We start from the raw sequence: 25,757 nt of genomic DNA on the forward strand, positions 1-25,757 counted from the left end.
TCAAAACCGGCCCGTCCCGCCCGGCACGCGGACCGGCCGGAACCGGTCAGGGCGCGCCGAGCGCACGGGCGAGCGCGTCCGCCTGGTTCCGGTTGAACTCCCCGGTGATCTCGGCGCTGCCCCCGGTCAGCGGGCTCATGATCAGGAAGCTGCTGACCAGCCGGTCGTCACCGAGCACGAAGGCCAGCCGGTTCTCCGGCTCGGGCCGTTCGGCCACCCTCCCGGTCAGCTCGGCGAAGGCGGCCCGGTCGGCCTCCCGGAAGGTGACGGCCACCTTCCAGCCGTCCCCGGCCTGGGCCGGCACCACCCGGACGTCCTGGAACCGCTGGACGCTCATCCCGCCCGTGTCCTTGGCCACGACGCACTCGTCCCGGTTGTCGGAGGTGAAGGACCGGCCCTCCGGGGGCGGGGACTCGCCCGGGGGAAGCCGTGCCCAGTCCTTGTCCGGGTAGCACAGCCCCTGCCGCACGCTCTCCACCTCCAGGATGCGCAGCGGCTCGGCCGGCGCGCCGATCGACCGCGCGTCCGCCTCCCAGGGCCGTACGACGGCGAGGACCGAGCCCGTCACCGCCACCGCGGCGGTCGCGACCATCCACGGCAGCCGGGTGCGCCGCGCTCGCGGACCGGGCAGGCGCCCCGGGCCGTCCATAGCCGTCGCCAGCGCGGCCGTCCGGCCCGGCGCCGGCACCGGGCCGGTCGGGGCCTCGGGGTCCACCAGGCGCCGGGCCTCCTCGACCACCCGGAGCCGCTCCGTCCGGTGGCGTTCGATCTCCGCCGTCCACGCGGGGCTCAGCCACCCGCGGTGGGCGTCCGCCGCCCCGTCCAGCCGCTGCGAGCAGTACGCCAGGAGGTCGGCCGGAGCGGGCCTCCGGGCCGGGTCCAGCGCCAGGCACGGCAGCACCAGCGCCTCCAGCTCACCCGGCAGCCCCGTCACGTCCAGGTCGCCGGTGGCGGCCCGTACGAGCTGCTCCAGCGCCGGGCCGGCCCCGCCGTCGCGGTACGGCGCCCGGCCGACCGCGAGGTGGAACAGCGTCGCGCCCAGCGAGAACACGTCCGAGGCGGTGGTGGTCGGTTCACCCCGGGCCTGCTCGGGCGCCGCGTAGGCGACGGTGCCCAGGGCCACCTCGGTCCGGGTCACGTCATGGGCCTGCGAGATGCCGAAGTCGATCACCCGGGGGCCGTCGAGCGGGAGCAGCACGTTGGACGGCTTGACGTCCCGGTGCACCAGCCCCGCCGTGTCGAGGGACACCAGCGCCTCGGCCATGCCCGCCGCCACCCAGTACAGGGCCCGCGGGGCCAGCGGGCCGCACCGCTCGACGAGGTCCTTCAGCGAGGGCGCGGGGACGTACTCGGTCGCCATCCACGGCACCTCGGCCGTGGCGTCCGCCTCCACCACGCTCGCGGTGTAGACGCCCCGCACGCGCTGGGCCAGGCCCACCTCCCGCGCGAACCGGCGCCGGTCGTCCTCGCCCACGGTGAGCAGCGTCTTGACCGCCACCAGCCGCCCGCCCGGCGACCGGGCGAGGTAGATCCGCCCCATCCCCCCGCTGGCGAGCTCGGTGAGCACGGTGAACGGACCGAATCGGTGCCCCGGCTGCATGGCCCCACCCCCGGCGGGGACATTACCCGCCCGCGGCCGGCCCCACGCGGTGCACGGGACTACCGCGCTCGCTCCACCCGCCGCTCGTCCCAGACCGGCTCCGGCACCTCCCGGACCACGCCGTCCGCGCCGAACACCAGGTACCGGTCGAACGAGCGCGCGAACCAGCGGTCGTGCGTGACGGCCAGCACCGTCCCCTCGTACGCCTCCAGCCCCGTCTGGAGGGCCTCCGCCGACTCCAGGTCCAGGTTGTCCGTCGGCTCGTCCAGGAGCAGCGCCGTGGTGCCCGACAGCTCCAGCAGCAGGATCTGGAACCGGGCCTGCTGCCCGCCCGACAGCCGGTCGAAGACCTGGTCGCCCTGGCGCTCCAGCTCGTACCGCCGCAGCACGGACATCGCACCGCCACGGTCCTTGGCGTGCTCCGTCCACAGGATGTCGACCAGGGTGCGGCCCATCAGCTCCGGGTGGGCGTGCGTCTGGGCGAAGTGCCCGGGCACCACCCGGGCACCCAGCTTCCACGAGCCGGTGTGAGCGATCCGCTCCCCCGCCAGCAGCCGAAGGAAGTGCGACTTCCCCGAGCCGTTCGACCCCAGAACCGCGACCCGCTCCCCGTAGAAGACCTCCAGATCGAAGGGCTTCATCAGCCCCGTGAGCTCCAGCCCCGCGCACGTCACCGCCCGCACCCCGGTGCGCCCGCCCCGCAGCCGCATCCGGATGTCCTGCTCGCGCGGCGGCTCCGGCGGCGGACCGGCCTCCTCGAACTTCCGCAGCCGGGTCTGGGCGGCCTGGTAGCGGGAGGCCAGCCCGTCGTTGAACGCGGCCTTGTTCTTCAGCGTGTTGACCAACTGCTTGAGCTGGGCGTGCTTCTCCTCCCAGCGCCGCAGCAGCTCCTCGAACCGGGCGAACCGCTCCCGCCGCGCCTCGTGGAAGGTCCCGAAGCCGCCGCCGTGCACCCACACGTCCGACCCCGCCGGCCCCGGCTCCACCGCCACGATCTTCTCGGCGGCCCGCGCGAGCAGCTCCCGGTCGTGCGACACGAACAGCACCGTCTTACGGGTCTCGGCCAGCCGCTCCTCCAGCCACCGCTTGCCGGGGACGTCGAGGTAGTTGTCCGGCTCGTCGAGCAGGAGCACCTCCTCCGGGCCGCGCAGCAGCGCCTCCAGCACGAGCCGCTTCTGCTCGCCGCCGCTGAGCGTCCGGACGTCCCGGAACTGGGCCTTCTCGTACGGCACGCCCAGCGCGGCCATGGTGCACATGTCCCAGACGGTCTCGGCCTCGTACCCCCGCGCCTCCGCCCAGTCGCTCAGGGCCTGCGCGTACGCCATCTGCGCGGCCTCGTCGTCGACCGTCAGGATCCGGTGCTCGGCGGCGTCCACCGCGGCCGCCGCCTCCCTGATCCGGGCCGGCGCGACCGACACCAGCAGGTCCCGCACGCTGCGCTCGTCGCGTACCGACCCGACGAACTGCGGCATCACGCCCAGTCCGCCGCTGACGGTCACCGTCCCCCCGTGCGGCTGGAGCTCCCCCGAGATCAGCCGCAGCAGCGTCGTCTTACCGGCCCCGTTCGCGCCGACGAGCGCCACCACCGCGCCCTCGCCCACCCGGAACGAGACGTCGCCGAGCAGCACCCGCCCGTCCGGCAGGTAGTACTCCAGATGCGCGGCCTCCACATGTCCCATGCCCCGCATTGTCGCCGGGGGCGGGCCCCCGCCCCAACCGGTTTAGGATGCGCGGCATGAGCTTTGGGGGACCGCAGTGGCCGCAGCAGCCGCAAGATCCGTACCAGCAGGATCCGTACCGGCAAGACCCGTACCGGCAGGACCCGTACCAGCAGGGCGCGCACCAGCAGAACCAGCCGTACACCGCCGATACGCCGGACTGGAGCGCCCTCGCCGAGGCGTCGGAGAAGCGCACACGCCGTAGGCGCCTGCTGCTCGCCGGCGGCGCCGTGCTCGCCACCGGGCTCGTGGGCACCATGATCGCGATGGCCATCGTCTCCACGAACAAGAAGGACGACGACGGCGCGAACCTCGCGGACACCACCAGCGGCGCCCCCGAGCTGCCCACCGACACCGCCAAGCCCCAGCCGTCCTTCTCCTCGGTCGCTCCCCCGCCCCCGCCGAACCCGATGGACTTCATCTCCAGCGCGCAGAAGGACAAGGCGCCGCTCAGCGCGGAGTCCCTCTTCCCCGGCAAGAAGCTCACGATGGGCGACCGCGTCTACAAGAAGGGTGCTACGGCCTCCACCACCAACTGCGCGGCGGCCGCCGAGGACGGCCTCGGCGCGGTCCTGGACAAGCACGGCTGCACTCGGGTCATCCGCGCCACGTACGAGCGGGACGGCGTCGCCATCACGGTCGGCGTCGCGCTGTTCGACACCAAGGCGGCCGCCCTCAAGGCCAAGGACGACGCCCGGGGCGGCGTCACCCCGCTCGCCGGGTCCGGCGTGGGCGGCTTCTGCCAGGCCCAGACGGTCTGCCTGCGGCGCGCGAACGCGATCGGCCGGTACGCCTACTTCACGCAGGCGGGCTTCACCAGCGGCAAGAAGGTCACCAAGGGCGACGGGGCGGTCTTCAAGACCAGCGACGACCTCGGGACCTTCGCCTTCAACCAGATCTACGCCCGCGGCCGCACCCAGGCGTCAGCAGCAGCCACCGCTCCCGCCACGGGCGGCCAGTGACCGCTTGTTGCGGGCCTCCAGGTTCCTGGCGGCCAGCAGCTCGTCGGCCGGGTAGCCGACCTCCTCCAGCGTGAGCCCGTGCGGCCGTACGACGTGGACGGCCGAGTCCCGCACGCCCGCCGCCAGCACCTTCCCCGGCCAGTCCACCGGCCGGTGCCCGTCCCCGACGAACAGCAGCGCGCCGACCAGCGAGCGCACCATGTTGTGGCAGAAGGCGTCCGCCTTGACCGTGGCCTCCAGGACACCGGACGGCAGCCGCTCCCACCGCAGCTCCTGGAGCGTACGAATGGTCGTCGCGCCGTCCCGCTTCTTGCAGTACGCGGCGAAGTCGTGCTCTCCCAGCAGCGGCTCGGCGGCCGCGTTCATGGCGTCGACGTCCAACTGCCAGTCGTGCCACAGGATGTGCCCGCGCAGCAGGGGGTCGACCCCGCCCGGCTGGTCGGTCACCCGGTACGCGTACCGCCGCCAGATCGCCGAGAACCGCGCGTTGAACCCGGCCGGCGCCTCCTCGACCTTCCACACCCGCACGTCGTGCGCCAGCCGCCCGGCCAGCCGCCGCAGGAGCTTGTCCCGGTGCTCGGCCCACAGGGCCTCCGGCAGGTCGACGTGGGCGACCTGCCCGCGCGCGTGGACGCCCGCGTCGGTCCGCCCGGCCACGGTCAGCTCGTACGTCTCGGACGACCGCGTCACCGTGCGCAGCGCGTCCTCGATGTCGCCCTGCACGGTCCGCTGCCCGCCGGCCTGCTTGGCCCAGCCGTGGAAGTCCTTGCCGTCGTAGGACAGGTCCAGCCGTACCCGTACGAAACCGGGCTTCACGTCATCGCTCACGCGTCAATCCTCTCAAGTGGCCTCTCAAGCCGAACGGGCCCGCCCCCCGAGAGGGGCGGGCCCGTCCGTCAGCCGTCAGAACGCTCAGGCGTCCTTCGCCGTGCTACTTGGCCGAGTCCTCGGCGGGCTCGGCCGGAGCCTCGTCAGCCTTGGTCTCCTCGGCCTTGGCGGCCTCGTCGGCCTCCTTCACCGCGCGCTTGGTCGCGGCCTCGGCCTCGGCGACGGTCGCCTTCTTGGCGATCTCGCCCTCGACCAGCTCGATGACCGCCATCGGGGCGTTGTCGCCACGACGGTTGCCGATCTTGGTGATGCGGGTGTAGCCACCCGGGCGCTCGGCGTAGCGCGGGGCGATCTCGGTGAAGAGCGTGTGGACGACGCCCTTGTCCGTGATCGTCTGCAGCACCAGGCGACGGTTGTGGATGTCGCCCTTCTTCGCCTTGGTGATCAGGCGCTCGGCGACCGGACGCAGGCGGCGGGCCTTGGCCTCGGTCGTGGTGATGCGGCCGTGCTCGAAGAGCGACTTCGCGAGGTTCGCGAGGAGCAGCTTCTCGTGCGCGGCGCTGCCGCCCAGACGGGCACCCTTGGCGGGCTTCGGCATGGTGTTTCTCCTTGTGATCTGCCCCGGCCGTATCAGGTACCGGGGTCAGGGCCCCGCAGGCGGTCGCCTGCGGGCAGCGATCAGTACTGCTCGGTCTCGACGAAGCCCGCGTCCGCGTCGTCGTCGGCGCCGAAGGCGTCGGCGGCGGCGGTCGGGTCGAATCCGGGCGGGCTGTCCTTCAGGGCCAGGCCCATGCCGGCCAGCTTCGCCTTGACCTCGTCGATCGACTTCGCACCGAAGTTGCGGATGTCGAGCAGGTCGGCCTCGGAACGCGCCACGAGCTCACCCACGGAGTGGATGCCCTCGCGCTTGAGGCAGTTGTACGAACGAACGGTGAGCTCGAGCTCCTCGATCGGCAGCGCCAGGTCGGCGGCGAGGGCGGCGTCCGTGGGGGACGGGCCCATGTCGATGCCCTCGGCGTCGATGTTGAGCTCGCGGGCCAGACCGAACAGCTCGACCAGCGTCTTACCGGCGGACGCCATGGCGTCACGCGGCCGCATGGCCTGCTTGGTCTCGACGTCGACGATCAGCTTGTCGAAGTCGGTGCGCTGCTCGACTCGGGTCGCCTCGACCTTGTAGGTGACCTTGAGGACGGGGCTGTAGATCGAGTCGACCGGGATACGGCCGATCTCCTGGCCCACCTGCTTGTTCTGAACGGCGGAGACGTAGCCGCGACCGCGCTCGACGGTCAGCTCCATCTCGAGCTTGCCCTTGCCGTTCAGCGTGGCGAGCACCAGGTCGGGGTTGTGCACCTCGACACCGGCCGGCGGCGCGATGTCGGCCGCGGTCACGAGGCCCGGGCCCTGCTTGCGCAGGTACATCACGACCGGCTCGTCGTGCTCGCTGGACACGACCAGCTGCTTGATGTTGAGGATGAGGTCGGTGACGTCCTCCTTGACGCCCGGCACGGTGGTGAACTCGTGCAGGACACCGTCGATGCGGATGGACGTGACGGCCGCACCCGGGATCGAGGAGAGGAGCGTACGGCGAAGCGAGTTGCCGAGCGTGTAGCCGAAGCCCGGCTCCAGCGGCTCGATGACGAACCGCGAGCGGTACTCGTCAACAACCTCTTCGGTCAGCGAGGGACGCTGAGCGATAAGCATGGTGTGTTTCCTTCAGTCGTGGACGCCCGCTATTTGACGTCCTCGGATACAGCAAGGATACGGGCGGCACGACCCCGAAGAGCCGTACCGCCCGAAGCCTCAGGTCAAGCGAGCGTCAGACGCGACGGCGCTTGGGGGGACGGCAGCCGTTGTGCGGCGTGGGGGTGACGTCCTGGATCGAGCCGACCTCGAGGCCGGTGGCCTGGAGGGAGCGGATCGCGGTCTCACGGCCGGAGCCCGGACCCTTGACGAAGACGTCGACCTTGCGCATGCCGTGCTCCTGCGCGCGGCGGGCGGCCGACTCGGCGGCCATCTGCGCGGCGAAGGGGGTGGACTTGCGCGAGCCCTTGAAGCCGACGTGGCCGGCGGAGGCCCAGGAGATCACGTTGCCCGAGGGGTCGGTGATCGAAACGATGGTGTTGTTGAACGTGCTCTTGATGTGGGCGTGCCCGTGAGCGACGTTCTTCTTTTCCTTGCGGCGCACCTTCTTGGCAGCGCCCTGACGACCCTTGGGGGGCATGTCTTAACTCCTACGGGAGGTGGTCGGTCCTACAGCGAAGACCGTGGACAGTCGTCCGCTGCGGACTACTTCTTGCCCGGCTTCTTCTTGCCGGCGATGGCGCGACGCGGGCCCTTGCGGGTACGAGCGTTCGTGCTGGTGCGCTGGCCGTGGACCGGCAGACCGCGACGGTGGCGCAGACCCTGGTAGCAGCCGATCTCGACCTTGCGGCGGATGTCGGCCTGGATCTCGCGACGGAGGTCACCCTCGGTCTTGAGGTTGGCGTCCACGTACTCGCGGATCTTGACCAGGTCCTCTTCGGACAGGTCACGAACGCGGGTGTTCGGGTTCACACCGGTGGAGGCGAGGGTCTCCTTCGCCAGGGTGCGGCCGATACCGAAGACGTAGGTGAGTGCGACCTCCACGCGCTTGTCGCGCGGGATGTCAACACCGGAAACGCGTGCCATTCAATGGCTCCTGTGTGTTTCGGGGGTCTTCCGCAGTGCCGCTCCGTGGCCGCCGTACGAGGTACGGACCAGGTCCCCGGCCCCCACCGGAGGTATCGCCGACCTTGTCAGGGTTTGGCGGGCACTGCGTATGTACGAAATTGCTCGCGTCGCGCGAAGAACTGCGGAGGTGCAGGTCGGCGTGCGTCAGCCCTGGCGCTGCTTGTGGCGCAGGTTGTCGCAGATGACCATGACCCGGCCGTGACGGCGGATCACCTTGCACTTGTCGCAGATCTTCTTGACGCTCGGCTTGACCTTCATGGGATGTGAGGTTCTCCGGGTCAGTGCCACCACCCCACACGTGGGGCGCGACAAGATCTACTTGTATCGGTAGACGATCCGCCCACGCGTCAGGTCGTACGGAGACAGCTCCACGACGACCCGGTCGTCCGGGAGGATACGGATGTAGTGCATCCGCATCTTGCCGGAGATGTGCGCGAGGACCTTGTGACCGTTCTGGAGCTCCACCTTGAACATGGCGTTCGGCAGGGACTCGATCACGGTGCCCTCAATTTCGATGGCACCTTGCTTCTTGGCCACGCTTCGCCCTTCGAATCGGCTACCTTGATCGACTCCCGTCACCGTGTGCGGACACACGGGTACACGAGAGCCGACGCATCAGTCTACGTCAGCCCTCTGGAAAAGACGAATCCGGAGAGCTTGCCCACGCTCGTAGATCGTTACCCCCACCCCCGCGGACCCGCCCCGCGCACCGGCGCCGGACGGCCGTCAGGCCAGCGGATCCGGCGCCGCCGTCACACCCAGCTCGGCGAGCTTGGCCTTGCCGCCGTCCGGAGCCGTGAGGACCAGGGGGCCCTGGTCGGTGAGGGCCACGGAGTGCTCCCAGTGGGAGGACCAGGTGCCGTCCGTCGTGATGACGGTCCAGTCGTCCTCCAGGACCTCCGTGCGCGGCGTGCCGAGCGACACCATCGGCTCGATCGCCAGGCAGAAGCCGGGCACCAGCTTCGGGCCCTTGCCGCGCTTGCGGGAGACGTAGTTCAGCAGGTGCGGGTCCATGTGCATCTCGGTGCCGATGCCGTGGCCGCCGTAGTCCTCGATGATCCCGAACTTGCCCAGGCTGTGCTCGCCCGTGGCCGGGCGCGGCTGGCGGCGGATGTAGGTCTCGATCGCCCGGGAGATGTCCACCAGCCGGTTGCCGTTCTTCATGGCGGCGATGCCGTGCCACATCGATTCCTCGGTCACCCGGGAGAGCTCGATCAGCTCCGGGGCGTGACCGGACCCGACGAAGGCGGTGTAGGCCGCGTCGCCGTGCCAGCCGTCGATGATCGCGCCGCAGTCGATGGAGATGATGTCGCCGTCCTTCAGGACGACGTCGTCGCTCGGGATGCCGTGGACGACGACCTCGTTCACGGACGTGCAGATCGTCGCGGGGAACCCGCCGTACCCCAGGAAGTTCGACTTCGCCCCGTGGTCGGCGATCACCTTCCGCGCGACCTCGTCCAGGTCCTTCGTCGTCGCGCCGGGCACCGCCGCCTCACGCGTCGCCGCGTGGATGGCGGCGACGACCAGCCCCGCCTCGCGCATCTTCGCGATCTGCTCGGGAGTCTTGAGCTGCACCATGACGGCTGACGCCTTTCCAGAGGGATGGAACCCATGTTCCAGGAGTACGGAGTAACCCCCACCACGATACGGCCGTCGTGACCCCGTCACGTCCCGGAAGGGAGGAGGCGGGAAACACCTCGGCCGCGGTACCCACCAGGGGGCACCGCGGCCGAGGCACGAACACCGGGAAGGACTAGGCGGCCTGCTCGCCGCGCCCCTTCAGCGCCTCCATCGCGCGCTCGGTCACCTCGTCGACCTTGCCGAGCGCGGAGATGGTGACCACCAGGCCCTGGGCCCGGTAGTAGTCGATGATCGGCTCGGTCTGCGTGTGGTAGACCTCCAGCCGCTTGCGGACGGTCTCCTCGGAGTCGTCGTCGCGCTGGTACAGCTCGCCGCCGCAGACGTCGCAGACGCCCTCGGTCTTCGGCGGCGCGTACGTCACGTGGAACACGTGCGCGCTGTCGTTGCGGCAGATGCGGCGGCCCGCGATCCGCTTGACGACCTCGTCCTCCTCGACCTCCAGGTCGAGGACCGCGTCCAGCTTCATGCCCTCGGCGTCCAGCGTGGTGTCGAGCGCCTCGGCTTGGGCCACGTTGCGCGGGAAGCCGTCCAGCAGGAAGCCGTTCACGGCGTCCGGCTGCTCCATGCGGTCCTTGGCCATCCCGATGGTGACCTCGTCGGGTACGAGGTTGCCGGCGTCCATGTACGCCTTGGCCTGCTTGCCCAGCTCCGTGCCCTGACTGATGTTGGCGCGGAACAGGTCGCCCGTGGAGATGTGCGGAATCGACAGGTTCTTGGCAAGGAACGCGGCCTGCGTTCCCTTGCCCGCACCGGGCGGTCCGACGAGGACGATACGCATCAGCGGAGGAACCCTTCGTAATTGCGCTGCTGGAGCTGGCTCTCGATCTGCTTCACGGTCTCCAGCCCCACACCCACGATGATGAGGATGCTCGTCCCGCCGAACGGGAAGTTGGCATTGGCGCCGCCGAAGCCTGCCAACGCCATCGTCGGCACAAGAGCGATCAGACCCAGGTACAGCGAGCCCGGCCAGGTGATCCTGTTGAGCACGTAGCTCAGGTACTCGGCAGTAGGTCGACCAGCCCGGATGCCCGGGATGAAGCCACCATACTTCTTCATGTTGTCCGCGACTTCCTCGGGGTTGAACGAGATCGCCACATAGAAGAAGGCGAAGAACACGATCAACAGGAAGTAGACGGTGATGTAGTAGGGGTGGTCACCCTTGACGAAGTGGGCTTCGATCCAGGTCTTCCACCCGGAGGTGGAGTTCGAGAACTGGGCGATCAAGGCCGGGATGTAGAGCAGCGACGAGGCGAAGATGACAGGAATCACACCTGCCTGGTTCACCTTGAGCGGGATGTAAGTGGACGTACCGCCGTAGGACCTGCGGCCGATCATGCGCTTCGCGTACTGGACCGGGATGCGGCGCTGGGCCTGCTCGACGAAGACGACCAGGGCCACCATCACGAAGCCGATCAGGATGACGGTGCCGAACTCGATCCAGCCCTGGGCGAGCTTGCCGCTCACCTTGATGGCCCACAGGGCGCCCGGGAAGCCGGCGGCGATCGAGATGAACATCAGGATCGACATGCCGTTGCCGATGCCGCGGTCGGTGATGAGCTCACCGAGCCACATCACGACGGCGGTGCCCGCGGTCATGGTGATGACCATGACGGTGGTGACGAAGATCGACTGGTCCGGGACCACCTGGCCGGCCACGGTGCAGCCGCTGAACAGCGCGCCGGTGCGGGCGGTCGCCACCAGGCCGGTGCCCTGGAGGATCGCCAGCGCGATCGTCAGGTAACGCGTGTACTGCGTGATCTTGGCGGTACCGGCCTGCCCCTCCTTCTTGAGGGCCTCAAGGCGCGGGATGACCACGGTCAGCAGCTGCAGGATGATGCTCGCCGTGATGTACGGCATGATGCCGAGCGCGAAGATGGTGATCTGCAGAAGCGCCCCGCCGCTGAACAGGTTCACCAGGCCGAGCAGGCTGTTGCCGCCCTTGCTGGCCTCGTCCACACACTGCTGGACGGACTGGTAGTCGACACCGGGAACGGGAATGTGCGCCCCGAGCCGGTAGATCACGATGATGCCCAGCGTGAAGAGCAGCTTCTTGCGCAGGTCGGGCGTCTTGAACGCCCGGGCGAACGCGGTGAGCACGGTGCCTCCTGCGACCCCCGCGTTACGCGCGTGAGGGTGACGGTTTGGTAAGTGAGTAGATACAAACACGGCAGCCTTACGCCACGGGGGCAGACTGCCGGGACACTAACAGCGGCTACCATACCCGGCTGCCACGCCCGCGTGAAACGTCACTCAGGCACGTCAACTGCGGGTAACCCGAATCATCCCCGGGCGACCGGTCGCCGCGGCCCCCCACCAGGACAACGGCCCAGCGACGCGTTTGGCGTCCGAGTCGGGGCAGCCATGGTGAAGATGTCCGAAAGTCGATGTGAACCGGCGTGAACCGGCGTGAAGCCGCGTGAAGGACGCCCTGTGAAGCCGGGTGCCCGACGCGGCACATGGCGGGGGCCGACGCGGCGCCCGCCGGGATGGACGCGGCGCCCGCCCGGGGCCAACGCGGCACGCGGCGATGCCGACGCAGCGCCCGCCCGGGCCGACGCGGCGCCCCGCCCGGGCCGACGCGGCGCCCGCCCGGGCCAACGCGGCACGCACCGGCGCACGTCAGCCGGCAACCGCGTCGCCGGTGCCAAAAGAGCCTGGCCGACACCCACGAGGGGCGCCGGCCAGGCTCTTTTCCGTCGGTGCGACGGGGTCCGTCAGGACGAGGCTCAGACGAGCTCGGTGACGGTGCCGCCCGCGGCGGTGATCTTCTCCTTGGCGGAGCCGGAGACGGCGTCAACCGAAACCTGCAGCGCCACGGAGACCTCGCCCTGGCCCAGGACCTTGACGAGGCTGTTCTTGCGCACCGCGCCCTTGGCGACCAGGTCGGCCACCGTGACCTCGCCACCCTGCGGGTAGAGCGCGGCCAGCTTGTCCAGGTTCACGACCTGGTACTCGGTGCGGAACGGGTTCTTGAAGCCCTTCAGCTTCGGGAGACGCATGTGGAGGGGCATCTGCCCACCCTCGAAGCGCTCCGGAACCTGGTAGCGGGCCTTCGTGCCCTTGGTACCACGACCGGCCGTCTTACCCTTCGACGCCTCACCACGACCCACACGGGTCTTGGCGGTCTTGGCGCCCGGGGCGGGACGGAGGTTGTGGACCTTCAGCGGGTTCTGCTCCGCCATGTCAGTCGACCTCCTCGACCGTCACGAGGTGGCGGACGGTGTGCACCATTCCGCGGAACTCGGGGCGGTCCTCCTTGACGACCACGTCACCCAGGCGCTTGAGGCCCAGGGAACGCAGGGTGTCGCGGTGGTTCTGCTTGCTGCCGATGTACGACTTCGTCTGCGTGACCTTGAGGCGAGCCATTACGCACCCGCCCCCGCACGCGCACGGAGGAGAGCCGCGGGAGCGACGTCCTCGAGGGGCAGACCACGGCGAGCCGCGATCTCCTCGGGACGCTGCAGGCCCTTGAGGGCCTCCACGGTCGCGTGCACGATGTTGATCGCGTTGTCGGAGCCGAGCGACTTCGACAGGATGTCGTGAACGCCGGCGCACTCGAGCACGGCACGCACCGGGCCACCGGCGATAACACCGGTACCGGGGGAAGCCGGCTTGAGCAGGACGACGCCCGCGGCCTTCTCACCCTGGATCGGGTGCGGGATGGTGCCCTGGATACGGGGAACCTTGAAGAAGTGCTTCTTGGCCTCCTCCACACCCTTGGCGATGGCGGCCGGCACCTCCTTGGCCTTGCCGTAGCCGACACCCACGGTGCCGTCACCGTCGCCCACCACGACCAGCGCGGTGAAGCTGAAGCGACGACCACCCTTCACAACCTTGGCGACGCGGTTGATCGCGACAACGCGCTCAACGTACGCGGTCTTCTCGGCGGCAGCAGCGCCGCCGTCACGGCCCTTCCGGTCCCGCCGCTCGCCGCCACCGGCACCGCTTCCGCGGCGCTGGGGTCCAGCCATTGGACTTTCCCTTCCTAGTCTTCCTTGCGGAACCGGCTCAGAACTTCAGGCCGGCTTCACGGGCGGCGTCCGCCAGGGCGGCGATGCGCCCGGCGTACTGGTTGCCGCCACGGTCGAACACGACAGCCTCGACGCCGGCGGCCTTGGCACGCTCGGCCACGAGCTGGCCGACCTGCTTCGCCTTCGCCGACTTGTCGCCTTCGCCGCCGCGGATGGACGCGTCCAGGGTGGACGCCGACGCCAGGGTGTGACCCTTGAGGTCGTCGATGACCTGAGCGGTGATGCCGCGGTTGGACCGGGTCACGACGAGGCGCGGACGCTCCGCCGTACCCGCGATCTTCTTGCGGATGCGGATGTGGCGACGCTTCAGAGCAGCGCCCTTGTAGGCCTTGCCCTTGGCAATCTTCACGCCGTATGCCATGGCTTACTTACCAGCCTTTCCGACCTTGCGGCGGATGACCTCACCCGCGTACTTCACGCCCTTGGCCTTGTACGGGTCGGGCTTGCGAAGCTTGCGGATGTTCGCGGCGACCTCGCCGACCTTCTGCTTGTCGATGCCCTCGACCGAGAACTTGGTCGGCGACTCGACCTTGAAGGAGATGCCCTCGGGGGCCTCCACCAGGATCGGGTGGCTGTAGCCGAGCTGGAACTCCAGGCTGGAGCCCTTCGCGGCCACGCGGTAACCGACACCGCTGATCTCGAGCGCCTTGGTGTACCCCTGGGTCACACCGGTGATCATGTTGGCCACCAGCGTGCGGGACAGGCCGTGCAGGGCCTTGTTCTGACGCTCGTCGTTCGGACGGGTGACGTTCAGAACGCCGTCCTCGCCCTTGACGATCTCGATCGGCGCGGCGACGGTGTGGCTCAGGGTGCCCTTGGAACCCTTCACCGTGACCGTGCGGCCCTCGATGGTGACGTCCACGCCGGCGGGAACCGTGATGGGGAGCTTGCCGATACGCGACATTGGCTTTTCCTCCGTTCCCGACTACCAGACGTAGGCGAGGACTTCCCCACCCACGCCCTTCTTCTGCGCCTGCTGGCCGGTCAGGAGGCCGTGGGACGTGGAGATGATCGCCACGCCCAGACCGCCGAGGACCTTCGGCAGGTTGGTGGACTTCGCGTAAACCCGCAGACCGGGCTTCGAGATCCGCTTGATGCCCGCGATGGAGCGCTCACGGTTCGGACCGAACTTGAGCTCGAGGACGAGGTTCTTGCCGACCTCGGCGTCCTCGACGCGCCAGCCCGTGATGAAGCCCTCCTGCTGGAGGATTTCCGCGATGTGAGACTTGATCTTGCTGTGCGGCATCGTCACGGTGTCGTGGTACGCCGAGTTCGCGTTCCGCAGACGCGTAAGCATGTCTGCGATCGGATCAGTCATGGTCATGAATTGGCCTTCGGCCTCTCTCGCCGGGGTTTCCTGTATGCGCCATCCCTCTCCCCGCTCATGGGCGGGACGGGTGCGGTGCGGGGACCTACGGCGTAGTAAGTCGTACGGGCGGCAGGCGCCCAACCCCACAAGCCTACGACATGTGGAGAAGGGCTCCTGCCGACCAGATGCTTACCGAGAGATCCGGGCAGCCCCTATGCCCAAAGGGCAATAGGTGCTTACCAGGAGCTCTTGGTCACGCCCGGCAGCTCGCCACGGTGAGCCATCTCACGGAGGCACACGCGGCACAGGCCGAACTTGCGGTAGACGGAGTGCGGACGACCGCAGCGCTGGCAGCGGGTGTACGCGCGCACGCCGAACTTGGGCTTGCGGGCAGCCTTCGCGATGAGAGCCTTCTTCGCCATCTCGCTTACGCCTCCTTGAACGGGAAGCCGAGGTGACGGAGGAGCGCGCGGCCCTCTTCGTCGTTGGTCGCCGTGGTCACCACGGTGATGTCCATACCCCGGACACGGTCGATCTTGTCCTGGTCGATCTCGTGGAACATGACCTGCTCCGTGAGACCGAAGGTGTAGTTGCCACGGCCGTCGAACTGCTTGGGGGACAGGCCACGGAAGTCGCGGATGCGCGGGAGCGCGAGCGACAGGGTGCGGTCCAGGAACTCCCACATGCGGTCGCCACGGAGCGTGACGTGGGCACCGATCGGCTGGCCCTCACGCAGCTTGAACTGCGCGATGGACTTACGGGCCTTGGTGACGGCCGGCTTCTGACCGGTGATCGTGGTGAGGTCCTTGATGGCACCCTCGATCAGCTTGGAGTCGCGGGCGGCGTCGCCCACACCCATGTTGACCACGATCTTCACGAGGCCGGGAACCTGCATGACGTTCTCGTACGAGAACTCCTCACGCAGCTTGCCCGCGATCTCCTCGCGGTACTTCGTCTTGAGACGCGGAGTGGTGGTGGTAGCCATCAGATGTCCTCACCCGTCCGCTTGGCAACGCGGATCTTGTTGCCCTCGTCGTCGAAGCGGTAACCGACGCGGGTCACGACCTTCTTGCCGTCCTTCTCCACGACGAGCTGAACGTTGCTCACGTGGATCGGGGCCTCGGTGGTGACGATGCCGCCGGTCTGGGAACCGCGAGCGGTCTGACCGGCCTTGGTGTGCTTCTTGACCCGGTTGACACCCTCGACCAGGACGCGGTCCTCACGGGGGAAGGCCGCGATGACCTTGCCCTGCTTGCCCTTGTCCTTGCCGGTGATGACCTGAACCAGGTCGCCCTTCTTGATCTTCATGCTTACAGCACCTCCGGCGCGAGCGAGATGATCTTCATGAACTTCTTCTCGCGCAGCTCACGGCCGACGGGGCCGAAGATACGGGTGCCGCGAGGGTCGCCGTCGTTCTTCAGAATGACGGCGGCGTTCTCGTCGAAGCGGATGTACGAGCCGTCCTGGCGGCGGCGCTCCTTGACGGTGCGAACGATGACCGCCTTGACGACGTCACCCTTCTTCACGTTGCCACCGGGGATCGCGTCCTTGACGGTGGCGACGATGACGTCACCGATGCCCGCGTAGCGGCGACCGGAACCACCGAGAACACGGATGCAAAGGATTTCCTTGGCACCAGTGTTGTCGGCGACACGCAGTCGCGACTCCTGCTGGATCACGTCTATCTCCTGATTGTCTGCCGGTTCCCGGCAGGGGCCCCTCTTACGAGGTCAGCCCCTGCCGAGCCTGGCGGAACGAACTTGAGGGAAACCCCTCAAGCAATTACTTGGCCTTCTCGAGGATCTCGACGACGCGCCAGCGCTTGGTCGCGGACAGCGGCCGGGTCTCCATGAGGAGGACGCGGTCGCCGACACCCGCGGCGTTCTGCTCGTCGTGCGCCTTGAGCTTGTTCGTACGGCGGATGACCTTGCCGTACAGCGCGTGCTTGACGCGGTCCTCGACGGCGACGACGACGGTCTTGTCCATCTTGTCGCTGACGACCAGACCCTCACGGGTCTTGCGGAAACCGCGCGCTTCCTTGTTCTCAGTCACGTTGCTCTCGCTCATCAGGCGTTCTCCACCGTCTCGATGCCGAGCTCGCGCTCACGCATCAGGGTGTAGATCCGGGCGATGTCCTTGCGGACGGCCTTCAGCCGGCCGTGGTTCTCGAGCTGGCCCGTCGCCGCCTGGAAGCGGAGGTTGAACAGCTCTTCCTTGGCCTCGCGGAGCTTGGCGACAAGCTCCTCGTTGCCCAGCTCGCGCAGCTCGGACGCCTTGGTACCGGCCGACATCACAGCTCACCTGCCTCGCGCTTGACGATCTTGCACTTCATCGGCAGCTTGTGGGCGGCACGAGTCAGAGCCTCACGCGCGATCTTCTCGTTCGGGTAGGACAGCTCGAACATCACCCGACCGGGCTTGACGTTCGCGATCCACCACTCCGGAGAACCCTTACCGGAACCCATGCGGGTCTCGGCCGGCTTCTTCGTGAGCGGACGGTCCGGGTAGATGTTGATCCAGACCTTGCCGCCACGCTTGATGTGGCGGGTCATGGCGATACGCGCGGCCTCGATCTGGCGGTTGGTCACATAGGCCGGGGTGAGGGCCTGAATGCCGTACTCGCCGAACGCAACCTGCGTGCCACCCTTGGCCATACCGTTGCGCTTCGGGTGGTGCTGCTTGCGGTGCTTGACCCTACGGGGGATCAGCATTTCGGTCAGGCCTCCGTTCCGGTGCTCTCAGCCGGAGCAGCGGCAGCGGCCTCGGCCTTGGGGGCCTCGGCAGCGGAACCGGTCTGCTGCGGCTTGCGACCGCGACCGCCACGCTCGCCACCGCGGCCACCACGGGCCGGGCGGTCAGCGCCACCACGGGCCGGGCGGTTGCCGGCGCGGGCAGCGGCGTTCTCGGCGCGGACCTCGGCGATGTTCTTGACGTCGCCCTTGTAGATCCAGACCTTCACGCCGATGCGGCCGAAGGTGGTCTTGGCCTCGAAGAAGCCGTACTCGACGTTCGCGCGGAGCGTGTGCAGCGGCACACGGCCCTCGCGGTAGAACTCCGAGCGGGACATCTCGGCGCCGCCGAGACGGCCACCGCACTGGATCTTGATGCCCTTGGCGCCCGCCTTCATGGCCGACTGCATGCTCTTGCGCATGGCGCGGCGGAAGGAGACGCGGGAGGACAGCTGCTCGGCAACGGCCTGGGCCACGAGCTGAGCGTCGACCTCGGGGTTCTTGACCTCGAGGATGTTGAGCTGGACCTGCTTGCCCGTCAGCTTCTCGAGGTCACCGCGGATGCGGTCGGCCTCGGCGCCACGGCGGCCGATGACGATGCCCGGACGCGCGGTGTGGATGTCCACGCGGACACGGTCACGGGTGCGCTCGATCTCAACCTTCGAGATGCCGGCGCGCTCCATGCCGGACGTCATCATCCGACGGATGGCGACGTCTTCCTTGACGTAGTCCTTGTACAGCTTGTCGGCGTACCAGCGCGACTTGAAGTCGGTGGTGATGCCGAGCCGGAACCCGTGCGGGTTTACCTTCTGGCCCATTACCGGGTTCCTTCCTTGCTGGCGACGACCACGGTGATGTGGCTGGTCCGCTTGCGGATCCGGTAGGCACGGCCCTGGGCGCGCGGACGGAACCGCTTCAGGGTCGGGCCCTCGTCGACGTACGCCTCGCTGATGTACAGCGAAGAGGCGTCCGTGTGGTCGTAGTTGTGCGCGGCGTTGGCAATGGCGCTGTCCAGCACCTTGCCCACCGGCACGCTCGCGGCCTGCGGGGCGAAACGCAGGACCGCCTGAGCCTCCGTGGCGTCCATGCCACGGATGAGGTCCACCACGCGGCGGGCCTTCATGGGCGTGACGCGGATGTACCGCGCCTGGGCCCTGGCTTCCATGGTTGTCCCTTCAGTGTCTGACACGTTCGTCATGGTCTTTCACCCCGCTACTAGCGGCGCTTCGACTTCCGGTCTTCCTTGACGTGACCCCGGAAGGTGCGCGTCGGCGAGAACTCGCCGAGCTTGTGGCCGACCATCGACTCGGTGACGAACACCGGGATGTGGGTCTTGCCGTTGTGCACCGCGATCGTGTGGCCGAGCATGGCCGGGACGATCATCGAGCGACGGGACCAGGTCTTGATGACGTTCTTGGTGCCTGCTTCGTTCTGGGCGTCCACCTTCTTGATCAGGTGGTCGTCGACGAAGGGCCCCTTCTTGAGACTGCGCGGCATCTAAACCCGCTCCTAGCGCTTCTTGTTCGTCTTGCGGCGGCGGACGATGTACTTGTTGCTCGCCTTCTTGGGAGAACGAGTACGACCCTCCTTCTGACCCCAGGGGGAGACCGGGTGGCGACCACCGGAGGTCTTGCCCTCACCACCACCGTGCGGGTGGTCAACCGGGTTCATCGCCACACCGCGGACGGTCGGGCGAACGCCCAGCCAGCGCTTGCGGCCGGCCTTGCCCCAGTTGATGTTCGACTGCTCGGCGTTGCCGACCTCGCCGATGGTGGCGCGGCAGCGGACGTCGACCAGGCGGATCTCACCGGACGGCATGCGCAGGTGGGCCATCTGGCCCTCCTTCGCGAGCAGCTGCACGGAGGCACCCGCGGAGCGGGCGAACTTGGCGCCACCACCGGGACGGAGCTCGATCGCGTGGATCGTGGTACCGACCGGGATGTTGCGCAGCGCCAGGTTGTTGCCGGGCTTGATGTCGGCGCCGGGGCCGTTCTCGACCCGGTCGCCCTGGTTCAGGCCACGCGGGGCGATGATGTAGCGCTTCTCGCCGTCCACGTAGTGGAGGAGCGCGATGCGCGCGGTGCGGTTGGGGTCGTACTCGATGTGAGCGACCTTGGCCGGCACGCCGTCCTTGTCGTGACGACGGAAGTCGATCACGCGGTAGGCGCGCTTGTGGCCACCGCCCTGGTGACGGACGGTCACACGACCGGTGTTGTTACGGCCGCCCTTGCTGTGCAGGGGGCGGACCAGCGACTTCTCCGGCGTGGACCGCGTGATCTCGACAAAGTCGGCGACGCTGGAGCCACGACGGCCCGGAGTCGTCGGCTTGTACTTGCGGATACCCATTTCTCAGTCCTCGTCCGATATTCGGACCAGGGCGCTCCGTTAGGAGGCCTGGCCGAAGATGTCGATACGGTTGCCCTCAGCAAGGGTCACGATGGCGCGCTTGGTGTTGGCGCGCTTACCGAAACCGGTGCGGGTGCGCTTGCGCTTGCCCTGACGGTTGATCGTGTTCACCGATGCGACCTTGACCGAGAAGACCGCCTCGACGGCCTGCTTGATCTGGGTCTTGTTGGCGGTGGGTGCCACGATGAACGTGTACTTGTTCTCGTCGAGCAGCGCGTAGCTCTTCTCGGAGACAACCGGCTTGACGAGAACGTCGCGCGGGTCCGTGAAGGTCTTGCTGGTGATCTCGGCCATCAGGCCTCGCTCCCCTCGTTGTCAGCGGCCTTGGGGCCAGACACGAAGGACTCGAAGGCGGCCTTGGTGAAGACCACGTCGTCGGAGACGAGCACGTCGTACGTGTTCAACTGGCCCGGCTCCAGGATGTGCACCTGGGGCAGGTTGCGGGCGGACAGCCACGCGGCCTCGTCGGAGCGCTCGGCGACCAGGAGCAGGTTCTTGCGCTCCGAGATCTTGCCGAACAGCGTCTTGGCGGCCTTGGTGGACACCGCGCCGTCCACCACGTCGGTGACGACGTGGATGCGGGAGTGACGCGCCCGGTCCGAGAGGGCACCGCGGAGGGCGGCGGCCTTCATCTTCTTCGGGGTGCGCTGCGAGTAGTCACGCGGCACGGGGCCGTGGACGACGCCACCGCCGGCGAACTGCGGAGCGCGGGTCGAACCCTGACGGGCGCGGCCGGTGCCCTTCTGGCGGTACGGCTTCTTGCCACCACCGCGGACTTCGCCACGGGTCTTGGTCTTGTGCGTGCCCTGACGGGCAGCCGCGAGCTGGGCGACGACGACCTGGTGGATCAGCGGAACGCTGGTCTTCGCGTCGAAGATCTCCGCGGGGAGCTCGACGGTCCCGGCCTTGTCGCCTGCCGGCGAAAGGATGTCAATGGTGCTCATCGGTTACCTCAGGCCCCCTTGGCCGCGGTACGGACCAGGACGAGGCCGCCGTTCGGACCAGGAACCGCACCCTTGATCAGGAGCAGGCCCTTCTCCGCGTCAACGGCGTGGACGGTCAGGTTCTGGGTGGTGACCCGCTCGTTGCCCATGCGGCCCGCCATGCGGAGGCCCTTGAACACACGGCCCGGGGTGGCGCAGCCACCGATGGAACCGGGCGAGCGGTGCTTGCGCTGGGTACCGTGTCCGGCGCCCAGGCCACGGAAGTTGTGGCGCTTCATGACACCGGCGAAGCCCTTGCCCTTGCTCTTGCCGGTGACGTCGACCTTGACGCCCGCCTCGAAGACCTCAGCGGTGATCTCCTGGCCGAGCGTGTACTCGGAGGCGTCAGCGGTGCGGATCTCCACCAGGTGGCGGCGCGGGGTGACGTCGGCCTTGGCGAAGTGGCCCTTGAGGGGCTTGTTCACCTTGCGCGGGTCGATCTCGCCGAAGGCGATCTGGACCGACTCGTAGCCGTCAGTGTCGTTCGTGCGGACCTGGGTGACGACGCAGGGCCCGGCCTTGACGACGGTCACCGGGACGACCCGGTTGTTCTCGTCCCAGACCTGGGTCATGCCGAGCTTCTCGCCCAGGACGCCCTTAATGTTCTTAGCCATCTCGCGCGTCACCTCAGAGCTTGATCTCGATGTCGACGCCGGCCGGCAGGTCGAGACGCATCAGCGAGTCAACCGTCTTCGGCGTGGGGTCGAGGATGTCGATGAGGCGCTTGTGCGTGCGCATCTCGAAGTGCTCGCGCGAGTCCTTGTACTTGTGCGGCGACTTGATGACGCAGTACACGTTCTTCTCAGTGGGCAGCGGCACCGGGCCCGCGACCGACGCACCAGTGCGCGTCACCGTCTCGACGATCTTCTTCGCCGAGGAGTCGATGACCTCGTGGTCGTAGGCCTTGAGCCGGATGCGGATCTTCTGTCCCGCCATGGCTACTCAGTAGTCCTGTCTCTCGTAACGCTCTGGAACCTGGTGGGCCGCGTTCTCCTGGGCCTCTCGGCCTTGGTTTTGCAGCCCCTCCTCCGACCCACGCGGTCGGGCGTGTCGCATCCCCTCCACGCAGATCTCCCGAAGGATTTCCCAACCGAGGGGGTGCGGGCCCTAGGACCACGCTGTGCTCAATGAAGAGCGTCGGGGGCGGAACACCCACCGGGTGCCTGGCCGGCGCCCCGCTGACGCTTCCCGGAAGATTCCCGTACGTCCGCCCCTGATCAGGGACGACGAGTACTGTGGGACTCGCTTCCGGTCCTCCCGGCGGGAGGCGCGCAGCATCGGCACTCAACCGAGCAACCCCGACAGTCTGCCATACGGGGCAGAGCCCACGCCAATCGAGCCGAAGAGATTACCCCGCGGGGTGTCCCTGTCAAACCGCGGCACACCCCCACCACCGGCGGAACGTCCTGGTCCGCCCCCGCGCGTCAGGTGCGGGTCACCGTGCCGCACTCCTGGGACAGCTCGTCTGGGACAGCTCGTCCAGGGGCTTGCTGCGGTCGGCACGCGCTCACCAGCACCAAGGCGCTGCTCTTCGCCGCCAACCTGGACCCCGCCACGCCGAGGGGCGAGCAGCCGGGGCCGCTCTGGAGCTCCTGGACCCGCTCCCGGCCGACGGCCCCGTCATGCTGGAGAAGGCCCTGACCGCTCGGCGCCCACATCTGATCACGTCGGCCGGGCGGCCTCCTCGACGAGGCGCTCGATCCCGTCGAGCAGCGCCCGCAGGCCGACCTCGAAGAGGGCGTCCAGGTCGAGGTCGTACTCGCCGTCCGGGAAGCCGGTGAGGGTGCGGGCGACGGCGGGGAAGCGGCCCGAGGTGACGATCTCGCTCAGTGCGGCGCCCTGGCGGTCCATCCACTCCTCGTCGGTCAGGCCCGTCGCGGCCTGGGCCTGGGTCTCGCGTTCGAGGTTGACCGCCAGCCCGTGGACGTGGCTGTAGACCAGCAGGTGGATGTCGAACATGGTCTTGGGGTCGAGGCCGTGGCCCTCCAGCGCGCCGAGCAGCCACTCGCCGTGCGCCATCAGGTTCGGCAGCACGAGCGGCCGGTTGAGCGGGCCGATGTGGGCCACCCACGGGTGGCGGCGGCACACCTCCCACAGGGCGTGCGCCCCGGTCTCCAGGCGGGCCCGCCAACCCCGCGGCGGTACGTCGGGGTGGGCGACCTCACCGTACGCGGCGTCGGCCATCAGCGCGATCAGCTCGTCCTTGCCGCCGACGTACCGGTACGGGGACGTCGCGGCCACCCCGAGGCGGGCGGCGACCCCGCGCATCGACAGCGCGGCGAGCCCCTCGGCGTCGGCGATCTCGATGGCGGCCCGGACGATCCGGGCCTGGGTGAGCTCGTGCTCGGCGGGCCGCCTGGGGGCCGGTGCCGCGGCCGGCGTCTCCGTACCGGCCACGACGGTGCCGACACGCGGCCGGGCCTCGACGGCACCCTCCAGGCGCAGGGCGGTGAGGGCCTTGGTGGCGGTGGCGAGGGCGACGCCCCATTGCCGGGCGATCTGCCGGGTGGAGGGGACGCGGTCGCCGGGGCGGAGGTCGCCGTCGGCGATGCGCTGCCGGATGTCCGCGGCGATGCGGAGGTAAGGGGGCTGGTCGCCCATGGGCCGCCTCGATTCTTTTCCGTCTTTTTTCGCCGGGTGAGTGCCCTGTACTAGGGCAGAGCCTAGCAGCGGGATGCCGCCGAATTCCCGCCCTGACCTAGTACATAGGGGCTGCTGGACCCGCTTGGCAGGGCTGTGCATACGTCGTACATTCAGCCGCGTACACCGTATCGAAGGGAGCTGGGCCATGCAGTCCGTACTCATCTCCGGTGCCGGGATCGCCGGATCCGCCCTCGCGCATCTGCTCCGCCGCCGGGGCTTCTCACCGACCGTCGTCGAGCGGGCCCCCTGCCTGCGACCGGGCGGGCAGGCCATCGATGTGCGGGGAGTCGCCCTGGACGTGGTCGACCGCATCGGGGTGCTGGAACAGGCGCGCGAGGTCCGCACGCGCATACGGGGCATGTCGGTCCTGGACGCGGACGGCAGGGAGATCGACCGCTCGACGGACTACGCGCTGAGCAGCGGCCGGCTCGACGGGGACGACATCGAGGTGCTGCGCGAGGACCTGGCGCGGCTGCTGTACGACCGGGCGCGCGAGGACGGGGACGGGGACGAGGGCCGGGACGGGGACGGGAACGGGAACGGGGACGTCGAGTACGTCTTCGGGGACGGCGTCACCGCGCTCACCGAGAGCGCCGACGGCGTACGGGCGGACTTCGCCCACGCCCCGCCGCGCCGCTTCGACCTGGTGGTCGGCGCCGACGGCCTGCACTCGACGGTGCGGCGCCTCGCCTTCGGCCCCGAGGAGGAGTTCACCCGGCACCTGGGCAGCTACCTGTCGGTCTTCAGCGCCGACAACTTCCTGGACCTGGACAACTGGCAGGTGTGGATGCGGGACGGGGAAGCGGGGTTCGGCATCATGCCCGTACGCGACAACCGGGAACTGCGGGTCGCGTTCGGTTTCGAGTCGGCGCCGCTGGACGGCGGTACCGACCTGAAGTCGCTGGTCGTCGAGCGGCTCGCCGCGCTGCGCTGGGAGGGCCCGCGCCTGGCCAAGGCGGCCGAGGAGGCGCCCGACTTCTACTGCGACGCGATGGCCCAGATCCGCATGGACCACTGGTCCCGGGGCCGTACGGTCCTGCTCGGCGACGCCGGCTACTGCCCCTCTCCGCTCTCCGGTCAGGGCACCAGCCTCGCCCTGGTGGGCGCGCACGTCCTGGCGGACGCGCTGGCGGGAGCCGCGGGCGACCACGGGGCGGCGTTCGCCGCGTACGAGTCGCGCATGCGGCCGTTCGTCGCCGCGAACCAGGCCCTGGCCACGGAGAACCCGGGCGGCCCGGCGTCCGAGGAGTCGCTCGCCCGGGCGAAGAACGGGATCGCGCTGGACGTCTGACCGGGCGCACAGTGGGGACGTGCGCACGAGTGAGGAGATCTACCACCAGGTCCTGTGGGATCCCCGGTTCGATCCCCACCGGTTCGTGGTCGGCGTCCGCCTCCGCGAGGGCGCGCCCGGCCGGGTGCCGCTGGAGGATTTCGAGCCGGGCGGCGACATCCCCTGGCACCGGGTGCTGTTCTTCGAGGCCGACGGGGAGGTGGTCTGGGACCGCACCACGGGCGTGGACCGCCTCGCCGCCACCGGCGCCGGGCGGGTGGACGCCCTGGACACACCGCCCACGCCCCGTACGGCGGTGGCCTGGCTGCCACCGGACGAGCTGTGGCCACCGGTCCAGGCCATCCGCCGGGACCACGACCCGCAGATCCACCGCTGGCCGCCGCACGTGAACCTGCTCTTCGGCTTCGTACCCGAGGAGGAGTTCGGGCGTGCCGTACCCCTGCTGGCGTCGGCGGCGGCCCGGATCGCGCCGTTCGAGGCGCGGCTCGCCGGTATCCGCACCTTCCGCCACCGGGCGGGCTCCACCGTGTGGCTGGACCCCGCCGCGGCGGACGCCCGGCCGTGGGCGGACCTGCGTCAGGTCCTGGTACGCCGCTTCCCCGCCTGCCGGGGCCACCGCCAGGGGTTCACCCCGCACCTGAGCCTGGGCCGGACCCGGCACCCCCGCGAGACCGTCGCCGAGTGCGCCGAGCGGCTGGCCCCGTGGGGCCCGCTGGCCGCCCGGGTGACCGAGGTGGCAATCCTCTCCCGGCGGGGCGAGGAGCCGATGCGGGTACGGGCGACGGTCGCGCTGGGCACGGGGAAGGTGCGGCGGGCGTGAGCCACCGCCTCGGGGGCCGGGCGGCGGGGCCGGGCGCGGGGCCGGCGCGCGGGAGCCGGGCGGTGGTGGGGCCGGCGCGCGGGAGCCG

The 25,757-nt window shown here is 69.2% G+C and carries 37 protein-coding genes; 3 read left to right on the forward strand and 34 right to left on the reverse strand.

What is annotated here, in order from left to right:
• Positions 1–46 precede the first annotated feature (46 nt).
• Together ACZ46W_RS29425 and ACZ46W_RS29430 are read right to left on the reverse strand one after the other, a co-directional pair.
• Positions 47–1,600 carry a serine/threonine-protein kinase gene (locus ACZ46W_RS29425; protein WP_468343849.1) on the reverse strand — a complete coding sequence of 518 codons (1,554 nt, stop codon included), beginning with the start codon at positions 1,598–1,600 and terminating at the stop codon, positions 47–49.
• A gap of 59 nt (positions 1,601–1,659) precedes the next feature.
• A complete protein-coding gene (locus ACZ46W_RS29430) occupies positions 1,660–3,279 on the reverse strand; it encodes an ABC-F family ATP-binding cassette domain-containing protein (RefSeq protein WP_468343852.1) in 1,620 nt (539 codons plus the stop codon).
• A 56-nt stretch (positions 3,280–3,335) separates the two neighbouring features.
• Between ACZ46W_RS29430 and ACZ46W_RS29435 the strand changes: the two genes are divergently transcribed.
• Positions 3,336–4,280, forward strand: a complete 945-nt coding sequence (locus tag ACZ46W_RS29435) for a hypothetical protein (protein WP_468343855.1) — start codon at positions 3,336–3,338, stop codon at positions 4,278–4,280.
• On the opposite strand, the gene truA is transcribed toward ACZ46W_RS29435, so the two are convergent.
• The 32 genes from truA to ACZ46W_RS29595 form a co-directional block, all read right to left on the reverse strand.
• Complete coding sequence (gene truA / locus ACZ46W_RS29440; protein ID WP_468343858.1) at positions 4,242–5,108, reverse strand: tRNA pseudouridine(38-40) synthase TruA; 867 nt, start codon at positions 5,106–5,108, stop codon at positions 4,242–4,244. The genes ACZ46W_RS29435 and truA overlap by 39 nt on opposite strands.
• A 103-nt stretch (positions 5,109–5,211) precedes the next feature.
• On the reverse strand, positions 5,212–5,706 hold the full coding sequence (gene rplQ / locus ACZ46W_RS29445) for a 50S ribosomal protein L17 (protein WP_468343861.1): 495 nt from the start codon (positions 5,704–5,706) through the stop codon (positions 5,212–5,214).
• Between the two features lie 80 nt (positions 5,707–5,786).
• Positions 5,787–6,809, reverse strand: a complete 1,023-nt coding sequence (locus ACZ46W_RS29450; RefSeq protein WP_003956430.1) for a DNA-directed RNA polymerase subunit alpha — start codon at positions 6,807–6,809, stop codon at positions 5,787–5,789.
• Between the two features lie 115 nt (positions 6,810–6,924).
• Positions 6,925–7,329 carry a 30S ribosomal protein S11 gene (gene rpsK / locus ACZ46W_RS29455; protein WP_003956432.1) on the reverse strand — a complete coding sequence of 135 codons (405 nt, stop codon included), beginning with the start codon at positions 7,327–7,329 and terminating at the stop codon, positions 6,925–6,927.
• A 65-nt stretch (positions 7,330–7,394) separates the two neighbouring features.
• Positions 7,395–7,775 carry a 30S ribosomal protein S13 gene (rpsM, locus tag ACZ46W_RS29460; protein ID WP_064069941.1) on the reverse strand — a complete coding sequence of 127 codons (381 nt, stop codon included), beginning with the start codon at positions 7,773–7,775 and terminating at the stop codon, positions 7,395–7,397.
• Positions 7,776–7,961: 186 nt separating this feature from the next.
• The gene (gene rpmJ, locus ACZ46W_RS29465) at positions 7,962–8,075 is read right to left on the reverse strand and encodes a 50S ribosomal protein L36 (protein ID WP_003956441.1); all 114 of its coding nucleotides are present in this window, start codon (positions 8,073–8,075) and stop codon (positions 7,962–7,964) included.
• A 57-nt stretch (positions 8,076–8,132) separates the two neighbouring features.
• On the reverse strand, positions 8,133–8,354 hold the full coding sequence (gene infA, locus ACZ46W_RS29470; RefSeq protein WP_003956442.1) for a translation initiation factor IF-1: 222 nt from the start codon (positions 8,352–8,354) through the stop codon (positions 8,133–8,135).
• Between the two features lie 189 nt (positions 8,355–8,543).
• Positions 8,544–9,395: a type I methionyl aminopeptidase gene (gene map / locus ACZ46W_RS29475; RefSeq protein ID WP_468343864.1), complete on the reverse strand. Its 852-nt coding sequence runs from the start codon at positions 9,393–9,395 to the stop codon at positions 8,544–8,546.
• A 175-nt stretch (positions 9,396–9,570) separates the two neighbouring features.
• On the reverse strand, positions 9,571–10,236 hold the full coding sequence (locus ACZ46W_RS29480) for an adenylate kinase (protein ID WP_366130439.1): 666 nt from the start codon (positions 10,234–10,236) through the stop codon (positions 9,571–9,573).
• Positions 10,236–11,555: a preprotein translocase subunit SecY gene (gene secY, locus ACZ46W_RS29485; RefSeq protein WP_468343867.1), complete on the reverse strand. Its 1,320-nt coding sequence runs from the start codon at positions 11,553–11,555 to the stop codon at positions 10,236–10,238. The genes ACZ46W_RS29480 and secY overlap by 1 nt, the downstream gene beginning before the upstream one ends.
• 629 nt (positions 11,556–12,184) lie before the next feature.
• On the reverse strand, positions 12,185–12,640 hold the full coding sequence (gene rplO, locus ACZ46W_RS29490) for a 50S ribosomal protein L15 (protein WP_468343869.1): 456 nt from the start codon (positions 12,638–12,640) through the stop codon (positions 12,185–12,187).
• Between the two features lies 1 nt (position 12,641).
• On the reverse strand, positions 12,642–12,824 hold the full coding sequence (rpmD, locus tag ACZ46W_RS29495) for a 50S ribosomal protein L30 (protein WP_041130781.1): 183 nt from the start codon (positions 12,822–12,824) through the stop codon (positions 12,642–12,644).
• Positions 12,824–13,429 carry a 30S ribosomal protein S5 gene (rpsE, locus tag ACZ46W_RS29500; protein WP_030201551.1) on the reverse strand — a complete coding sequence of 202 codons (606 nt, stop codon included), beginning with the start codon at positions 13,427–13,429 and terminating at the stop codon, positions 12,824–12,826. The genes rpmD and rpsE overlap by 1 nt, the downstream gene beginning before the upstream one ends.
• Positions 13,430–13,466: 37 nt before the next feature.
• Positions 13,467–13,850: a 50S ribosomal protein L18 gene (gene rplR / locus ACZ46W_RS29505; RefSeq protein ID WP_126886731.1), complete on the reverse strand. Its 384-nt coding sequence runs from the start codon at positions 13,848–13,850 to the stop codon at positions 13,467–13,469.
• 3 nt (positions 13,851–13,853) lie between these two features.
• Positions 13,854–14,393, reverse strand: coding sequence for a 50S ribosomal protein L6 (rplF, locus tag ACZ46W_RS29510; RefSeq protein ID WP_126886730.1), 540 nt, complete (start codon positions 14,391–14,393; stop codon positions 13,854–13,856).
• Positions 14,394–14,414: 21 nt separating this feature from the next.
• Positions 14,415–14,813 carry a 30S ribosomal protein S8 gene (gene rpsH / locus ACZ46W_RS29515; protein ID WP_073753488.1) on the reverse strand — a complete coding sequence of 133 codons (399 nt, stop codon included), beginning with the start codon at positions 14,811–14,813 and terminating at the stop codon, positions 14,415–14,417.
• A 221-nt stretch (positions 14,814–15,034) separates the two neighbouring features.
• Positions 15,035–15,220 carry a type Z 30S ribosomal protein S14 gene (locus ACZ46W_RS29520; protein ID WP_003956452.1) on the reverse strand — a complete coding sequence of 62 codons (186 nt, stop codon included), beginning with the start codon at positions 15,218–15,220 and terminating at the stop codon, positions 15,035–15,037.
• Positions 15,221–15,225: 5 nt separating this feature from the next.
• Positions 15,226–15,783 (reverse strand): 50S ribosomal protein L5, encoded by a 558-nt coding sequence (gene rplE, locus ACZ46W_RS29525; RefSeq protein WP_073753487.1) that lies wholly within the window; start codon positions 15,781–15,783, stop codon positions 15,226–15,228.
• A complete protein-coding gene (rplX, locus tag ACZ46W_RS29530; protein WP_073753485.1) occupies positions 15,783–16,106 on the reverse strand; it encodes a 50S ribosomal protein L24 in 324 nt (107 codons plus the stop codon). The genes rplE and rplX overlap by 1 nt, the downstream gene beginning before the upstream one ends.
• Before the next feature lie 2 nt (positions 16,107–16,108).
• On the reverse strand, positions 16,109–16,477 hold the full coding sequence (rplN, locus tag ACZ46W_RS29535; RefSeq protein ID WP_003956455.1) for a 50S ribosomal protein L14: 369 nt from the start codon (positions 16,475–16,477) through the stop codon (positions 16,109–16,111).
• Positions 16,478–16,580: 103 nt separating this feature from the next.
• On the reverse strand, positions 16,581–16,865 hold the full coding sequence (rpsQ, locus tag ACZ46W_RS29540) for a 30S ribosomal protein S17 (RefSeq protein ID WP_039656223.1): 285 nt from the start codon (positions 16,863–16,865) through the stop codon (positions 16,581–16,583).
• Positions 16,865–17,089, reverse strand: coding sequence for a 50S ribosomal protein L29 (gene rpmC, locus ACZ46W_RS29545; protein WP_030759371.1), 225 nt, complete (start codon positions 17,087–17,089; stop codon positions 16,865–16,867). Before rpmC ends, rpsQ begins: the two co-directional genes overlap by 1 nt.
• Complete coding sequence (gene rplP, locus ACZ46W_RS29550) at positions 17,089–17,508, reverse strand: 50S ribosomal protein L16 (protein ID WP_126886729.1); 420 nt, start codon at positions 17,506–17,508, stop codon at positions 17,089–17,091. Before rplP ends, rpmC begins: the two co-directional genes overlap by 1 nt.
• A 5-nt stretch (positions 17,509–17,513) precedes the next feature.
• Complete coding sequence (gene rpsC, locus ACZ46W_RS29555; protein ID WP_366130435.1) at positions 17,514–18,344, reverse strand: 30S ribosomal protein S3; 831 nt, start codon at positions 18,342–18,344, stop codon at positions 17,514–17,516.
• Complete coding sequence (gene rplV, locus ACZ46W_RS29560; protein ID WP_366130434.1) at positions 18,344–18,691, reverse strand: 50S ribosomal protein L22; 348 nt, start codon at positions 18,689–18,691, stop codon at positions 18,344–18,346. Before rplV ends, rpsC begins: the two co-directional genes overlap by 1 nt.
• A gap of 50 nt (positions 18,692–18,741) precedes the next feature.
• Positions 18,742–19,023: a 30S ribosomal protein S19 gene (rpsS, locus tag ACZ46W_RS29565; RefSeq protein WP_004984529.1), complete on the reverse strand. Its 282-nt coding sequence runs from the start codon at positions 19,021–19,023 to the stop codon at positions 18,742–18,744.
• A 12-nt stretch (positions 19,024–19,035) separates the two neighbouring features.
• Positions 19,036–19,872, reverse strand: a complete 837-nt coding sequence (rplB, locus tag ACZ46W_RS29570) for a 50S ribosomal protein L2 (protein WP_018847502.1) — start codon at positions 19,870–19,872, stop codon at positions 19,036–19,038.
• Positions 19,873–19,911: 39 nt separating this feature from the next.
• The gene (rplW, locus tag ACZ46W_RS29575) at positions 19,912–20,226 is read right to left on the reverse strand and encodes a 50S ribosomal protein L23 (RefSeq protein WP_468343878.1); all 315 of its coding nucleotides are present in this window, start codon (positions 20,224–20,226) and stop codon (positions 19,912–19,914) included.
• Positions 20,226–20,876: a 50S ribosomal protein L4 gene (gene rplD, locus ACZ46W_RS29580; protein WP_468343880.1), complete on the reverse strand. Its 651-nt coding sequence runs from the start codon at positions 20,874–20,876 to the stop codon at positions 20,226–20,228. The genes rplW and rplD overlap by 1 nt, the downstream gene beginning before the upstream one ends.
• Before the next feature lie 8 nt (positions 20,877–20,884).
• Positions 20,885–21,529 carry a 50S ribosomal protein L3 gene (gene rplC, locus ACZ46W_RS29585; RefSeq protein WP_315876824.1) on the reverse strand — a complete coding sequence of 215 codons (645 nt, stop codon included), beginning with the start codon at positions 21,527–21,529 and terminating at the stop codon, positions 20,885–20,887.
• A gap of 13 nt (positions 21,530–21,542) precedes the next feature.
• Positions 21,543–21,851, reverse strand: a complete 309-nt coding sequence (gene rpsJ / locus ACZ46W_RS29590) for a 30S ribosomal protein S10 (RefSeq protein ID WP_003948644.1) — start codon at positions 21,849–21,851, stop codon at positions 21,543–21,545.
• Between the two features lie 726 nt (positions 21,852–22,577).
• Complete coding sequence (locus tag ACZ46W_RS29595; protein ID WP_468343882.1) at positions 22,578–23,516, reverse strand: TetR/AcrR family transcriptional regulator C-terminal domain-containing protein; 939 nt, start codon at positions 23,514–23,516, stop codon at positions 22,578–22,580.
• 187 nt (positions 23,517–23,703) lie between these two features.
• Between ACZ46W_RS29595 and ACZ46W_RS29600 the strand changes: the two genes are divergently transcribed.
• The gene (locus tag ACZ46W_RS29600; protein WP_468343884.1) at positions 23,704–24,849 is read left to right on the forward strand and encodes an FAD-dependent monooxygenase; all 1,146 of its coding nucleotides are present in this window, start codon (positions 23,704–23,706) and stop codon (positions 24,847–24,849) included.
• 19 nt (positions 24,850–24,868) lie between these two features.
• On the forward strand, positions 24,869–25,669 hold the full coding sequence (locus ACZ46W_RS29605; RefSeq protein WP_468343886.1) for an RNA repair domain-containing protein: 801 nt from the start codon (positions 24,869–24,871) through the stop codon (positions 25,667–25,669).
• Positions 25,670–25,757 lie beyond the last annotated feature (88 nt).

It is taken from the genome of Streptomyces sp. NPDC031064, from assembly GCF_055570965.1.